The 14,069-nt window shown below is 73.3% G+C and carries 13 protein-coding genes; 5 read left to right on the top strand and 8 right to left on the bottom strand.

The window, feature by feature from the left end; genetic code table 11:
* Positions 1-52: 52 nt before the first annotated feature.
* On the top strand, positions 53-1,954 hold the full coding sequence (locus tag DEI97_RS17350) for an ABC transporter ATP-binding protein (protein WP_111076305.1): 1,902 nt from the start codon (positions 53-55) through the stop codon (positions 1,952-1,954).
* Here DEI97_RS17350 and DEI97_RS17355 read toward each other — a convergent pair.
* The 3 genes from DEI97_RS17355 to DEI97_RS17365 all read right to left on the bottom strand — a co-directional run bounded on the left by DEI97_RS17355 (position 1,951) and on the right by DEI97_RS17365 (position 4,777).
* The gene (locus DEI97_RS17355) at positions 1,951-2,961 is read right to left on the bottom strand and encodes a LacI family DNA-binding transcriptional regulator (protein WP_111076304.1); all 1,011 of its coding nucleotides are present in this window, start codon (positions 2,959-2,961) and stop codon (positions 1,951-1,953) included. The two genes, DEI97_RS17350 and DEI97_RS17355, sit on opposite strands and share 4 nt — an antisense overlap.
* Positions 2,958-3,623 (bottom strand): 2'-5' RNA ligase family protein, encoded by a 666-nt coding sequence (locus tag DEI97_RS17360; RefSeq protein WP_111076303.1) that lies wholly within the window; start codon positions 3,621-3,623, stop codon positions 2,958-2,960. The genes DEI97_RS17355 and DEI97_RS17360 overlap by 4 nt, the downstream gene beginning before the upstream one ends.
* A 140-nt stretch (positions 3,624-3,763) precedes the next feature.
* Entirely contained in the window at positions 3,764-4,777 is a 1,014-nt protein-coding gene (locus DEI97_RS17365) for a LacI family DNA-binding transcriptional regulator (RefSeq protein WP_111076302.1), read from the bottom strand.
* Between the two features lie 229 nt (positions 4,778-5,006).
* Here DEI97_RS17365 and DEI97_RS17370 point away from each other — a divergent pair, with 229 nt between their 5' ends.
* The gene (locus DEI97_RS17370; protein ID WP_111076301.1) at positions 5,007-6,608 is read left to right on the top strand and encodes a tyrosine-protein phosphatase; all 1,602 of its coding nucleotides are present in this window, start codon (positions 5,007-5,009) and stop codon (positions 6,606-6,608) included.
* A 3-nt stretch (positions 6,609-6,611) separates the two neighbouring features.
* Positions 6,612-7,262 (top strand): class F sortase, encoded by a 651-nt coding sequence (locus tag DEI97_RS17375; RefSeq protein WP_111076300.1) that lies wholly within the window; start codon positions 6,612-6,614, stop codon positions 7,260-7,262.
* 6 nt (positions 7,263-7,268) lie between these two features.
* On the opposite strand, the gene DEI97_RS17380 is transcribed toward DEI97_RS17375, so the two are convergent.
* On the bottom strand, positions 7,269-7,508 hold the full coding sequence (locus DEI97_RS17380) for a PLDc N-terminal domain-containing protein (RefSeq protein ID WP_111076299.1): 240 nt from the start codon (positions 7,506-7,508) through the stop codon (positions 7,269-7,271).
* 98 nt (positions 7,509-7,606) lie between these two features.
* Between DEI97_RS17380 and DEI97_RS17385 the strand changes: the two genes are divergently transcribed.
* Together DEI97_RS17385 and DEI97_RS17390 are read left to right on the top strand one after the other, a co-directional pair.
* Positions 7,607-8,167, top strand: coding sequence for a GNAT family N-acetyltransferase (locus DEI97_RS17385; protein WP_181439369.1), 561 nt, complete (start codon positions 7,607-7,609; stop codon positions 8,165-8,167).
* A 4-nt stretch (positions 8,168-8,171) separates the two neighbouring features.
* Complete coding sequence (locus DEI97_RS17390; RefSeq protein WP_146248250.1) at positions 8,172-8,612, top strand: hypothetical protein; 441 nt, start codon at positions 8,172-8,174, stop codon at positions 8,610-8,612.
* Between the two features lie 78 nt (positions 8,613-8,690).
* On the opposite strand, the gene DEI97_RS17395 is transcribed toward DEI97_RS17390, so the two are convergent.
* Genes DEI97_RS17395 through DEI97_RS17410 form a run of 4 tightly spaced genes read right to left on the bottom strand, consistent with a single transcriptional unit; the run spans position 8,691 to position 13,923 of the window.
* Positions 8,691-9,971, bottom strand: coding sequence for an alpha/beta hydrolase (locus tag DEI97_RS17395; protein ID WP_111076297.1), 1,281 nt, complete (start codon positions 9,969-9,971; stop codon positions 8,691-8,693).
* Complete coding sequence (locus tag DEI97_RS17400) at positions 9,968-12,040, bottom strand: bifunctional lysylphosphatidylglycerol flippase/synthetase MprF (RefSeq protein WP_111076296.1); 2,073 nt, start codon at positions 12,038-12,040, stop codon at positions 9,968-9,970. The genes DEI97_RS17395 and DEI97_RS17400 overlap by 4 nt, the downstream gene beginning before the upstream one ends.
* A 49-nt stretch (positions 12,041-12,089) precedes the next feature.
* Entirely contained in the window at positions 12,090-13,292 is a 1,203-nt protein-coding gene (locus tag DEI97_RS17405; RefSeq protein ID WP_111076295.1) for a sensor histidine kinase, read from the bottom strand.
* Complete coding sequence (locus DEI97_RS17410) at positions 13,285-13,923, bottom strand: response regulator (protein WP_111076294.1); 639 nt, start codon at positions 13,921-13,923, stop codon at positions 13,285-13,287. The genes DEI97_RS17405 and DEI97_RS17410 overlap by 8 nt, the downstream gene beginning before the upstream one ends.
* Between the last annotated feature and the right edge of the window lie 146 nt (positions 13,924-14,069).

Here is a 14,069-nt window from a genome sequence, read left to right on the forward strand (position 1 = left end):
CGGGGCTCCCCACCACCGCAGCAGGCCCCGGTCGACCACGGAGGGAACTGTCATGAGCATGGAAGGCGTGGCCTGGAGCTCGCTCTACAAGATCTCGACCGCCAGGGACGGCAAGCACGGCATCTCCCGTGAGTCCGTGCGGCGGATCCTGACGTTCGCCGTGCCCTACCGCGCGAAGCTCCTCGTCTTCATCGTGCTGTCCGTCGTGGGGGCGTTCCTGGCGGTCGCGACGCCGGTGCTCGCCGGCCAGGTCGTGGACGTCATCGCGGCCCGGGGCGCCGTCGGCACCATCGTCTGGCTCGCCGTCGTCATCGCCCTGGTGGCCGTCGCCGACGCCGCCACGTCGCTGGTGACCCGCTGGTACTCGGCGCGGATCGGTGAGGGCGTGATCCTGGACCTCCGCACCGCCGTGTTCAACCACGTGCAGAAGATGCCGATCGCCTTCTTCACCCGCACCCGGACGGGCGCGCTCGTGAGCCGGCTCAACAACGACGTGATCGGCGCGCAGCAGGCCTTCAGCGGCACGCTGTCCGGTGTGGTCACGAACGTCGTGGCGCTGGTCCTGACCCTGGTCGTGATGCTCAGCACCTCCTGGCTCGTGACGGTGCTCGCGGTGGTCATGCTCCCGGTCTTCCTCATCCCCGCACGCCGGATGGGCAGCCGCCTGGCCGCGCTCCGCCGCGAGGCCGCCGACCACAACTCGGCGATGAGCACGCAGATGACCGAGCGGTTCTCGGCGCCTGGTGCCACCCTCGTCAAGCTGTTCGGCCGCCCCGACGAAGAGGCCGAGGAGTTCCGCGTCCGTGCTGCCCGCGTCCGGGACATCGGGGTCCGGAGCGCACTGCTGCAGTTCGTCTTCGTCACCGCGCTCACCCTGGTCTCCGCGCTCGCCCTCGCGCTCGTCTACGGGGTCGGTGGTTCCCTCGCCCTCGGCGGCCAGCTGAACACCGGCGACGTGGTCACCCTGGCCCTCCTGCTCACCCGCCTCTACGCGCCGCTGACCAGCCTGGCGAACGCCCGGGTCGAGATCATGAGCGCCGTGGTCAGCTTCGAGCGCGTCTTCGAGGTGCTCGACCTCGAACCGCTCATCCAGGAGAAGCCCGACGCCGTCACGATCCCCGACGGTCCGGTCGCGGTCGAGTTCGACGACGTCCGCTTCGCCTACCCGTCCGCCGACAAGGTCTCCCTGGCGTCACTCGAGGAGGTCTCCACGCTGGACACCCGCGGTGGCGACGAGGTCCTGCACGGGGTCTCGTTCCGGATCGAGCCGGGGCAGACCGTCGCCCTGGTCGGCACGTCCGGTGCGGGCAAGTCCACGGTCGCGCAGCTCCTCTCGCGCCTGTACGACGTCGACAGCGGCGCCGTCCGGCTCGCCGGCACGGACGTCCGCGACGTCACGTTCAGCTCGATGCGGCACACCATGGGCATGGTGACGCAGGACGGCCACCTGTTCCACGAGACCATCCGCTCGAACCTGCGGCTCGCCCGGCCCGAGGCCACCGACGACGAGGTGTGGGACGCCGTCCGGCGGGCCCGCCTCGAGCCACTCATCCGGTCCCTGCCGGACCAGCTCGACACCATGGTGGGTGAGCGTGGCTACCGGCTGTCCGGTGGTGAGCGTCAGCGCATGACCATCGCACGGCTCCTGCTCGCGCAGCCGCGGGTCGTCATCCTCGACGAGGCGACGGCCGCCCTGGACTCGACGTCCGAGGCGGCCGTGCAGGCGGCCCTGAGCGAGGCGCTCGAGGGCCGGACGGCGATGGTGATCGCCCACCGCCTCTCCACCATCCGCAGCGCGGACCTGATCCTGGTGGTCGAGGACGGCTCGATCGTGGAGCGCGGAACGCACGAGGAACTGCTCGCCGCGGGTGGGCGGTACGAGGAGCTGCACCGGACGCAGTTCGCGGTGCAGAAGGAGGCCGCGGCGGACGAGGAAGCGATCGGCGCGGTCTAACCCGCCGAAGGCACCGACCGCGGTCGGCACCGCGGCACGAGCACGGTCGGCAGCACCTCGTGTCGGACCACACGCCGACCCCGCAGCCGTTCGACGACGAGTTCGACGACCCGTGCCCCCATCCGCCGACACGGCTGCTCGACGGTCGTCAGGTCCAGCCGTTCCGCCAGCGCGGTGCCGTCGAACCCGGTGACGGCGGCCACCTCCGGTAGGTCGGTCCCGGCTGCGCGGGCGGCCGCCAGCAGCCGTCCCGCGGTCGCGTCGTTCGCCGCGACGAACGCGGTCACGCCGTCGTCCAGGAAGCTCCGCACTCGTCCGGGCTCGGCGACGAGCACGTCGATGTCCGCCGTGCACCGGTCCGCCGTCACCTGGAGCCGACCCGACACCTCGGCGTGCACCCGCCCACGCCGTGTGGTCGACGGGAACGCCGACTCCGCCACGAAGCAGGTCCGGACGTGCCCGAGCGACGCCAGGTACAGCAGCAGTTCCCGCATGCCGGATTCCTCGTCGACGCTCACGGTGTCGATCCCCGTCCCGGCCAGGAGGCCCGCCCCCGATCCGAGGACCGCCACCGGGACCCGCCGCGCGGCCGACACGGCCCGTGCCCGCGGGAGACGACTGCTCACCACCGCGACCCCGAGGACACCGTCGGCCGTCCCGGCGGAGGCGACCAGGGCCTCCAGTCCGGCGGCCAGCCGCGCGTCGTCGCGACCCGCGTCGACGACCCGGACGGCGAACCCGAAGGTCGCGGCGGTCTCCCGCGCACTCGCCAGCACCTCGGCGTGGAACGGGTGTGCCGCGTCGGTGACGAGCACCCCGATGACGAGCGGCTCACCGGAGGCGCGTCGCCGCGCCAGGGCACCGACCGGGAGGCCCAGCTCGTCTGCCGCGCGCACCACCCGTTCCCGACACGGCACGGACACCCCGTCGTCGCCGCGGAGGGCCAGGGAGACGAGCGACCGGGACAGCCCGGTCGCCTGAGCCACCTCGGCGAGGGTGACCGTCATCGACCGGTGAGGGTCCAGGTGTGGACGTGCTCCCAGGTCATCGTGTGCCACCAGCGGCCGCTCCAGTCCGGGCTGGCCGTCCGGTAGAGGACGACGGTGTCGCCGCGGAAGCCGGACGGCACGTCGATGTCGAGGTCGCGGATGAACGCACCGACCTCGTCGCGCAGGTCCGGACGGCCGTAGAGGTCGTGGGAGGCGAGCGAGAGGTGTGCGCGCCACTTCTCCGGCAGGAAGTCGTTCGACGGCGGCGAGTCCATGGTCCGACGGAAGGGGTCGACCGCGGCGTCGACGTCCGCGGCGAGCTGGACGAAGTCCTGGTTCAGGGTGCCGTCGGGGCGTTCGGCGACGTCGTACACGTACCCGATGCCCTGTCCACGGACGCCGGCGTTGTGGACGTCGAACGCCGGACGGTCGGCGAGCAGGGTCGTCAGCGCCTGCACGACCTCGGTGACGTCGCGGCCGAACGGCTGGCTGCCGACCAGGGTGGCGTGCGGCGGGAACGCGCCGGCGGACACCAGGCCGTACTGGGCGCGGAGCTGGTCGGTGACGACCGTGACGGCGCGGCAGGTGCGGGCATCGGGGCGCAGGTAGACGCCGTAGCGGTACGGGTCGGTGGCGTCGAGCGGCAGGCGGGTGGAGACGGCGGGGTCGGGCTGGGACATGGGATCCGTTCGGTCGAGCACGTTTAGGGAACGTTCCCCATCGTGGTCGGGAGCACACCGCCGTGGTCGTCTGGACGGCGACGAGCAGGTGAACGGGTGGTGACGCGAGCGGGCGCCGCGCGGCCGTGCCGCCGTGCTGCTCAGCGCGGAGCGAGCGTCCGACCGGGCACGAGCGTGCCGTCGATGGCGGTGTGCGTCGCCCGCGAGGTCACCCCGTCGATCTGGTCCACGACGTCGTCCACCGACAGGGACCCGATCACGTCGAGCGGCTGCCGCCACGAGGTGATGCCGAACAGCTCCGTGGCGAAGGGCATGATGCCGTCGTACCCGGTGACGGACAGGTCCTCCGGCGCCCGGAGCCCGCGGCGGCGCATCGCCTCGAGGACACCGACGGCCCAGTGGTCGCTCGGGGCCATGATCGCCGTCACGCCCCCGACCGCCACCACGTGGTCCACGGCGGAGTCCAGCCGGCGCGGGTCGTCGCCGTGGTCCTCCAGGCGGACCAGCACCACGTCGACACCCCGCGCGCCCAGCTGCCGGGCCATCGCGTCCGTGCGGGCCGACTGCGTCAGCGACCCCGACCGGGCAACCGTGAAGACCGCGACCCGCTCGTGGCCGAGGTCCGCCACCCGGTCCGCCAGCGCCGTCCCGCCCCCGTGCTCGTCGCAGTAGACGCTGCTGACCGACTCGTCCTGCTCCGGACGCCCGGCGACCACCGTGGGGATCCGCTGCGCGAACGGCAGGACGTCCTCGACGGGCAGGGCGCCGCTGCAGACGATGAGTCCCTCGACCCGCAGCGCGACGAGCGTCTCGAGCGCACGCCGTTCCTCCGCGATCGAGAACGACCCGGCTCCGGTCGCGGTGACGACCCGGTACCCGCGCTCCGCCGCGCGCAACTGGAACGCGGTCAGCAGGTGCCCGTAGAACGGGGTGGAGGCGTCGCGCACGAACGCGCCGACCGTGTGGGTCCGGTGCGCCGACATGCCCCGGGCGTTGGCGTTCGCCACGTACCCGAGGTCGCGGGCGGCCTGCTTCACCCGCTCGACCGTGGCCGGCGCGACCCCGTAGGCCCCGGCGAGCGCCCGCGAGACGACGGACTTCGAGACGCCGGCGGCAGCGGCGACGTCGAGGATCGTCGGGACAGCGTGGCTCACGCCCGGGCCCGTCGTGTGGTCATCCCCTCACGGTAGCGGGGACAGCGCGTCCTTCGACGAGGAGCAGCGCCGATCGCCATCCTGAGCGCTGGCTCACCGCGCAGAAAGTCTGCCGTCGCGCACTGTTCACCGAACGGCCCGGACGGACCCCGATCGTTCTCGGTACCCGCCGTGTCGCCGACCCCCTGGTCGCAGGCGGACACGTACCCGTACCCGAACGAGGAGCCCCGTGCCCAACCGTCCCGCCCGCGCACACGCGCTGTTCCGAGCCGCGTCCATCGCCACCGCTGCCGCCGCCGTCCTCGGCACCGTCTGCCTCTCGACCACCACGGCGAGCGCCGACACCGGCCTGCAGCCCGCGTTCACCGCGCAGGACCACCCGGTCACCGACGTCCCGGGCATGGTGAACGGCCGCGAACTCGGCGCCTTCACCGGGCTCGACGGACGCCGGGTCGACGCGACGCGGCTGATCCGCTCCGAGTCGCTCGACAAGGTCACGGCCGCCGGCGCCCAGACGCTCGCGGGCAAGTACCACGTGGACCTCGTCGTCGACCTCCGCACGCCCGGTCAGGTGGCGGCGAAGCCCGACGTGACGATCCCGGGCGCGAAGGTCGTCGACATCTCGATGTTCGGCGCCGACGGCGACTACCCGGACGACACCGTGATGTACCACGACCTCACCGACAAGGGCTACGTCGACGCTGCGGACCGCGGCCCGATGATCAGCGCCTACGCCCAGGTGCTCCAGATCCTCGCCACGCACACCAGCGGCACCGTGCTGATCCACTGCTCCCACGGCATGGACCGCACCGGCACCGTCATCGACCTGCTCGACCGGGTCCTGGGCGTCGACAGCGCGGACGTCCTGCACGACTACCTGCTCTCGAACACCCAGCTCGGTGTCACGTGGGCGACCCCGCAGCTGCTGCAGGGCACCTTCGAGCACGACGTCGCGACGAAGTACGCGGGCATGGACTCGTACCTGTCCAAGACCATCGGCGTCACCCCGGCCGAGGTCGCGGCCCTCCGTGCCCGGTTCCTCGTCTCCGACGACGCCTCGGCCTCGGCCGTCACCGTCGGTGGCGTCACCGTGCCGCTCGCCGCCGCCGCGACCACGGCCGGTGCGACCGTCACCGCACCCCTCACCGCGCTGACCGCCGCCGACGTGCACGTCACGACGACGAACTCGGCAGCGACCTCCTCGGTGGCCGTCACCGGTCGCAGCGCCGTCGTCACGGTCACCGCCGCGGACGGCACGACGACGAAGCAGTACCGCGTCACCGTGCAGCAGCCCGCCCTGTCCGTCGTCGCGAACGGCACCGCCGCTCACGGCCCGTTCGCGCCCGGCTCCGCCGTGACGCTCACGAGCGCCGGTCTCACGCCCGGTGCGGTCTACTCGGTCGTCGTGCACTCCACCCCGCGCGTGATCGGCACGGTCACCGCGACGGCGGCCGGGACCGTCTCGGCCTCCGTCGTCCTGCCGGCCGACCTGGCCGCCGGGGCGCACACGCTGTTCCTGGCCGACGCGAAGGGGACCGCCGTCACCACCGCGGCACGCATCGTCGTGGTCGCACGCTCGGCGACCGGGCCCACCACGACCCGCGGGGGCACGACCGTGGCGACCGTCCCGGTCCGGTCCTCCTCGGCAGCGGGTCCGTCCGTCGCCACGGGCGGCACGGTCGTGGCCAGCCCCGCCGACGGCGGCGTCCTGCCGTGGGTCCTGCTCGGCGGTCTCGGATCGGCCCTCCTCGCCGGCCTCGGCGTGCTCCGCCTGCGCGGCCGGGTCCGCAACGGCCGGGTCAGCAACGGCCAGTTCCGCAGCGGCCGCTGAGTCGTGACGACACGACACACGACGCGGCGGCGCCGGGGATCCGTCCTCGGCGCCGCCGTCGGCGTGCTGGCGGTGGGGATGGTCGTCACCGCGATCGTCGGCCTGACACTCCCCCACACCCACCAGACGGGAGGCCCGCCCACCCTCGACCTCGCCGGCCACCCCGTGCAGGTGGACGGCCCCGCACCCGCCCCGAGCGCGTCCGCGACGCCCTCCGGGGTCGGCCGCTTCGCGGCCCCGTCCGTCGGTCTGGACGTGCCCCTCGGGGCCTTGAGCGTCGTCGACGACGTGGTCGAGCCTCCCGGCTTCACCTCGGCGTACTGGGTGCGGAACCTCGGCGTCGCCCCCACAGATGCGGCCCACGGCACCGTGTTCGTCGCGATGCACTCCCTGCGCGGCGGCGGTGTGGGGCCCGGGAACGCGCTCATCGACGTCGCGGCGGGGCGCCCGCGCATCGCGACGGGGGCGGCGATCACGGTCGACGACGTCCGCTACCGCGTCACCCGCACCGAGACGGTCGGCAAAGGGGACATCCATGCCGACGCCGAGGTGTGGGCGAACACGCCGGGGCGGCTCGTCGTGATCACGTGCCTGCAGCGTGCGGACGGTGAGCGGTCGGTGAGCAACGTGGTGGTCGAGGCCGTGCGAGCCTGATGCCCGTCAGCCGCGGAGGGTGCTCGGACGTCGACGGAGATCCCGCCGTCCGACGAGGAACCAGACGAGCGACCCCAGCACCGGAAGGACGACCACCCCGACGATCCACACGACGGTCGCCGGCAGGGACATGCGCTCGGTGTTCCGCACGACGGACACGACGGCCGCGACCATCAGCGCCAGGACGGCGACGAGCGCGATCGTCCACGAGATGTCGTACTGCTGGGGGATGACGGGGTTGTGCACGGCAGGACCTCCGGTTCAGGTCCGACCCTGCCGCAGGATCCCGGGCGGATCAAGCGCCGGGACACAACTGTGACGTCCTCGATCGGTACGGTCGACCCATGGAGATGGTCTTCCGCCCCTTGGACGTCGCGGACCCGCCCGACCGTGACGAGCTGATCAGCTTCCTGACGTCCAACCGTTTCCCCTTCCACATCACCGCGTCGCCGACTCGCGCATCGGTCGAGCAGCGCATCGCGGACGGCGCTTTCACCGGCCCGGACCACGCTGTGTTCCGGGTGGAGGTCGACGGGGCACCGGAGGGGCTGGTCGTACTCGACGACCTCGACGAGGACGTCCCGATGATCGACGTCCGGCTGGCGGAGACAGCCCGCGGTCGTGGGATCGGCACCGAGCTCGTCCAGGCCCTCGCCACCCACGTCTTCGATTCGTTCCCGGCGGTCCCGCGCATCGAGGCGCAGACACGCGACGACAACCACGCGATGCGCCGCGTCCTCACCCGGAACGGCTGGGTCCTCGAGGCGCAGTACCGCCGCACCTGGCCGGTGGTCGGCGGCGCGCACCGGGACTCGGTCGCGTACGGGCTCCTCCGCGACGACCACCGCACCGGCACGACGACGCCGTTCCTCGATGCCGACGCGCAGCACCGCCCAGGAAGATGACCCCGTGCGTCGCGTCCCCCTGATCACCACCGGGCTGGTCCTCGCCGTCGTCGTCGGTGGCGTGATCGTCGTCGGTGCTCCCGGCCGCTCCGGCCCGCAGGAGCCCCTGCCGTCGTCCAGCGTCTCGGCCCGGACGGTCGCCCGGGCGTTCCTCGACGCCGCGGTCCGCCGCGACTGCCACGGCATGCGGGCGCTCTCCGCCCCGGACGACACGGACTGGTGCCCGGCCAGCCTGTGGCAGCAGTGGACCGGCGAGGGCGACCCGACGATGGACGCCTGGTCCGCCCTGCAGCGCACGACGGCAGCGGCCGACCGGCAGCAGTGCTTCGAGTTCGGGATGCGCGAGACCGGTCTCACCGGCATGGAGCCGGGGGCGGACACGTGGGGCCTCTGCCTGCGCCACCACGGCGACGGATGGCGGGTCGTCAGCGAAGGCGTCGGCTGACCGGTCCGGCTGGCCCTGCCGGGAGGCCCGGGGCACCGCCGCCCCGCCGGTCACGCCGTCGGGGACCCACCGTCCAGGTCAGCGCAACGCCGCGAACAGCACGTCGGCCACCTGCGGCAGCTCGGTGCGGAACGACCACTGCACGGTGTTCCAGTCGTGCCCGCTCCCCGGTGCGAGCGCCACGGTGGCGTGGGCTCCCGCGGCCCGCGCTGCCCGTGCGAGCACCCGGGCGTTGTCGCTGAACTCGCGGTCAGAGGACCCCGCCGTCAGCCAGAGCGCGTGCCCGCCGAGCCCGTTCGCCCGCATCTGCGCGATCGGACCGGCGGCCTTCCACGCTGCGACGGAGCCGCCGAAGGCCCGGTCGGCACTGTGCTGCGGGTTCTGGTCGATCGGGTGCAGTTCACTCGAGACCGCGAGCACGGGTCCGAACCGGTCGGGCTGCGCGGTGACGAACTGCATCGCGCAGGTCGCCCCCTGTGAGAACCCGGCCAGGCCCCAGGCGTGCCGGTCGGTGGTGACCGGCAGGTGTGCGGTGAGCCAGCGTGGGACGTCCTCGGTGACGTAGGTCCGGGCCTTCCCGAGCTCGGAGTCGACGCACATCGTGTTGAGCCCGGGCGCGGACAGCTGGTCGACGGAGACGACGATCGGGGCGCGGCCCTGGTGTGCTGCGGCGTAGGCGTCGAGTGCCTTGTCCAGCTGTCCGGCGGTGAACAGGTCGCTCGGGGCGCCGGGCTGCCCGGAGAACGCGAGCACGACGGGCAGCTTCCGGGGGTCCCGGACGAGGGCGGCCGGCGGCAGGTACACGACGGCCGGTCGGGCATCGAAGCCGGAGCGCTGCCCCGGGATGTCGATGGTGCGGACCTCGCCGACGGCGGGCGGCGCGGCAGCGGGAGCGGCGGCGAGGTCGAGCTCCGGGTAGGGGTTCTTCTGCACCACGGTGCCGAGCGTCGGGTACATCGCGAACTCGACGTTCACCCCGAGGGCCGGCACCAGTAGCGCGGCCGGCACGAGCACCGCAGCGAGCACACGACGCCAGCCACCGCCCTGCACCAGCCCGACGACCGCGATGCCGAGCGCGGCGGCAGCCACGGCGACCCACATCCGGGTGATCGGGCTGAGCGCGACGCCGAACACGTTCATCAGGTCGCTGAGCACCCAGCAGACGACGAGCACGACCACGGCTGCGCCCGCGGCGACGGCGGCGCGGAGTCCGGCTCGACGCCAGGCTGCCCGTGAGCGCAGCGCGCCGAGGGTCGGCAGGAAGACGGCGACCGTCAGCAGGGTGAACCCGACGTCCAGGGGGACGAGCTTCGACGGCGCCTGCAGCTGGGTGGCGAGCAGCCACTCGGTCGGACTCACCGGGCCGCCGCGCGGTGTGCCTGGCGCAGCGCCCAGAGGTGCTTCGGTCGCAGACCCGGCACGTACGCACCGGCCAGGGCGCGGGCGACGCGCGGCACGTGCAGCGGAGTCGGGACCACGATCCAGAGTGTCTCGTGCCGCGCTCCGAACTTCTCCTTGAAGCGCTGCAGGGACCTGAAGCCGTACACGGGTTCCAGCAGCCGGGCGACGAGCAGCGACCCGCGGGTGACGAGCGACCCGGCGCCGGCGTGGGCGGCCAGCGGCGTGCCGGAGAGGCTGATCATCCGCAGTCCGGCGTCGCGGGCACGGAGGGCGGTGCGCGCGATGAGGAACTCCATCACGCCGGGCATCCCGTCCTCGCCGCGGCGCATCACGTCCAGCGTGTACCCGGCGAGCGCCCCGCGTTCGTACACCGGCAACCAGCTGGTGACCGCGGTGACGTGTCCGTCGGCGGCCACGGCCAGCATGAGCCGCACGTCCGGGTCGTCGAGCTCGTGGAAGCCCCCGAGGGTGAACCCCATCTCGGGCAGTCGTCGATCGGTCGCCCAGCGGGTGCAGATCGTCTCGACCTGGGCCCGCTGCTCGTCGTCGAGGGCGTCGAAGGTCGTCCACTCGTCACGCACGCCCTCGCGGTCGGCGCGGTTCGAGGCCGTCCGGAGGTCCTGCCGCTTCTTGCCGCGCAGGTCGAACGACGTCACGTCGAGCACGGACTCCACGCCGACGGGCAGGGACGTCCAGCCCTCGGCAGCGAGGATCTGCCGCACCGGTTCGTGCACGCTCGTGAACGCCGGCACCCAGCCGTTCCGCTCGCAGAAGGCCGCGAACGCGGACACCACCTCGGCACGGTCGTCGACGCAGCACGCCGGGTCCGAGACCGTCAGCGCCACGTCGCCGCAGACCCGGTAGGCCACGGCACCGCGTCCGCCCGGGTGTGTCCAGGTCGCGTTGCCGCGCCAGGTGCCCATGTGGCCGAGGGTGCCGGCGTCGCCGTCGCGGAGCATCCCGACGAAGGCGTCCCGTCCGTCCGCAGCGGCCCGGAACCGGCCACGGACCAGGGTGCCGCGGAGGGCGAGCACCGCCAGCAGCACGATCGCGGGCACGAGCCAGGCGCCGAGCAGGGTGACCTGCCACTCGATCGCATCGAGTCCGATCCCCCGCCACTGCACAGCGTCGTCGGTCATCGGTTCGATGAGGAACACGTCGGCCAGCACCGCGGTCAGCGTGATGAGCACGCCGACGGCCAGGTACACGCCGACGCGGCGGCCGCGCTGCACCAGCCATGCCGAGGCGAGCAGCAGGAGCCCGACCACGACGACCGCGTGGTCGCTCATGGCGTCGGCGAAGACGGACAGCACGCCGTCCGGGTCCGGCACGACGGGCGTGACCAGCGTGCCGGCGCCGAGCGCGATGAGGGTCGCGACCACCCACGTGCGGGCGCTGACGGTGTCACGGGGGGACGGGCCTCCTGGACGGGAGGCGCGGCGCACCACGAACGCGCCCGCTGCGGTCCCGAGCAGGGTCGCCAGGGCACGGGCCAGGTCCGAGCCGTGGCCGGCGAAGAGCACCAGCGTCAGGACGACGGTCCAGAGCGCGGCCCGGGTGCGCCACCGGCGCTGGGCCGGCATCGCCGCCGAGGCGGCGCCGAGCAGCGCGGTCGCGACCGTCGACGGGGCGAAGAGCGGCTGGCCCACCGCCAGTTCGGCGTGTGCCTCGCCGAACGCGGACCCGATGGTGACGGTGAGGAGGGTCCCGAGCACGCCGAGCGTCGGCGCCAGCACGCCGATCAGGAGCGTCCGGACCGATCCGAGGGACCGTTCGGCGAGCACGACCGTGAGCACCACGCCGAGGAGTGCCAGGCAGGCGACGGGCGGGTGGTGCGGGAAGTCCGGTTCGGCGTGGGCGATGCGCGCGGTGACGACGAGGACGACCGCGGTCACCGCCACCGCGACGGAGACCGGGAGGTGTCGGAGCCGTCCGACGAGCGCTGAGGGTGCCACGTTCTGATTGCAGCGGAACGAGCGCTCCGCGTCATCGACCCGCAGCGTGAACTCCGATGGCCGATCGGCCATCCGGGTCCGTCGACCGGAGGACCCGGGCGGGGTCTTCCGGGTCCGGTCGTCAGACCCGCCGTGCCGCCGAGACGTGCGCGACGGGCAGCCGCAGGTGCAGCGCGAACCCGTCGTCGGGCTGCGGCCCGGACTGCATGCTGCCGCCGAGCAGGGACGCCCGCTCCCCCAGCCCGATCAGCCCGAGGCCGGACCCGGGCAGCTCCAGGCGGTCCGACCGGGCCGGGCCGTTGACGACGTCGACCAGGACCTCGTCGCCGTGCAGCCGACCACTCACCCGGACCAGGGCGCCGGGGGCGTGCTTGCGGGCGTTGGTCAGGCCCTCCTGCACGAACCGGTACACGGCACGCTGCAGCGGCTGCTCGAGGGTGTCGGGCAGGTCCACGTCGCAGCGCGTGTCGAGGCCGCTCTCGGCGACCAGTCGGGGCAGGTCGGCGAGCACCGGCTGCGGGGCGATCTGCCGGTCGGTCCCGCCGGAGGCACGGAGCACCTGGACCATGCCGCGCAGCTCCTGCAGGGTCACGACGCACAGCTGCCGGATCGTCCGGGCGAACCCGCGCTCTGCCTCGTCGCGTCCGGCCATCTGCATCGCCCCGGCCTGCACGGCGATCAGGGTGACCTGGTGGGCGACGACGTCGTGCATCTCCCGTGCCAGCAGTGCCCGCTCCCGCGAGAGTGCGACGGCTGCGGCCTGGCGGCGTTCGTCCTCCCGGGCCAGACGCGCCGCCGTCAGCTGCTCGGTCAACAGCAGGCGGGTCCGGACGAGCAGCCCCACCGCGAGCGGCCCGAGGGCGAACAGCAGCGCGTAGACGACCGAGACGACGATCTCCGCCGGGGCCTGCGCCGGCCCGACGAACCCGCTGAAGCCCACGAACTGCACCAGCGCCGCCAGGAGCATGAGCCACCGGCGGTCCGTGCGCTCCCCCAGTGTGAACAGCGCGATGCTGCCCGCGACCACCGCGGAACCGACGAACAGCGCGGGCACCGTCAGGGCGAACGCCAGCACCGGGAAGCGCCGGCGGATCAGCAGTCCGGCCGCGGCGAGCAGCGAGAGCACCGTGTCGACGGTCGTCGCTCCCGAGATGTCGAGGACCGCGTCGGCGACCGCAGCCGCGACGAAGAGCAGGTCGACCAGCCACCAGGGTGCCCGGTGGGTGCGCACCCAGCGCAGGGCGACCTCGACGAGGTGGTCGAGCCTCCCGTCCGTCGCCGCGAGCACCCGCCGGACGCGGGCCAGACGCGGACGCTCAGCCATCCAGCAGTCCCGCTTCGGCCGCACGCAGTGCGAGCTGGACCCGTGTCGGGACGGCGAACGCGGCCAGGAGGGCGCGGACGTCCTCCTTCACGGTGCCCGTGCTGACGCCGAGGCGCTGGCCGATGTCCGGGTTGCTCGCGCCGTCGGCGATCAGCCGGAGGACCGCACGCTCGCGGTCCGACAGGGACGGCGGTGGGGTCGCAGCCGACGACCGGGCCGCGAACAGTGACCGGCGGTCCACCCCGGGAGCCAGGACAACTCCCCCGCGGGCCAGCACGCGGATGTACTCGGCGAGCCCCTCCGGGTCGGTGTCCTTGAGCAGGAAGCCGGCGGCGCCGAGGTCCATCGCCCGGCCGACGTACTCGTCGGTGTCGAACGTCGTGAGCATCGCGACCGCCGGTGACTCCGGGAGGGTCTGCAGCTGACGGAGGACCTCGAGCCCGTCGATCCGCGGCATCCGCACGTCGAGCAGCACCACGTCGGGGGCGTGCTCGCGGACCACCTGCACGGCGTCGACGTCACCCGTGGTGGCGACCACGTCGATGTCCGGCGCGGCACCCAGGATGAGTTCGAAGCCGTACCGGACGAGCGTCTCGTCATCGACGATCACGACGGTGGTCACGGCGGTCATCTTGGCATGCGGGGACGGCGATCAGGGGTGCGGACGACGGACCGCACTGGTTGGCTTGGCCGGAGGACGGCGATCACTGTGGGACGTCGACGACGCGACCACAGGGCAGGGGGACACGATGACCGGCGACGAACCGACGGGGCAGA

It is taken from the genome of Curtobacterium sp. MCLR17_032 (assembly GCF_003234795.2).
GTDB lineage: Bacteria > Actinomycetota > Actinomycetes > Actinomycetales > Microbacteriaceae > Curtobacterium.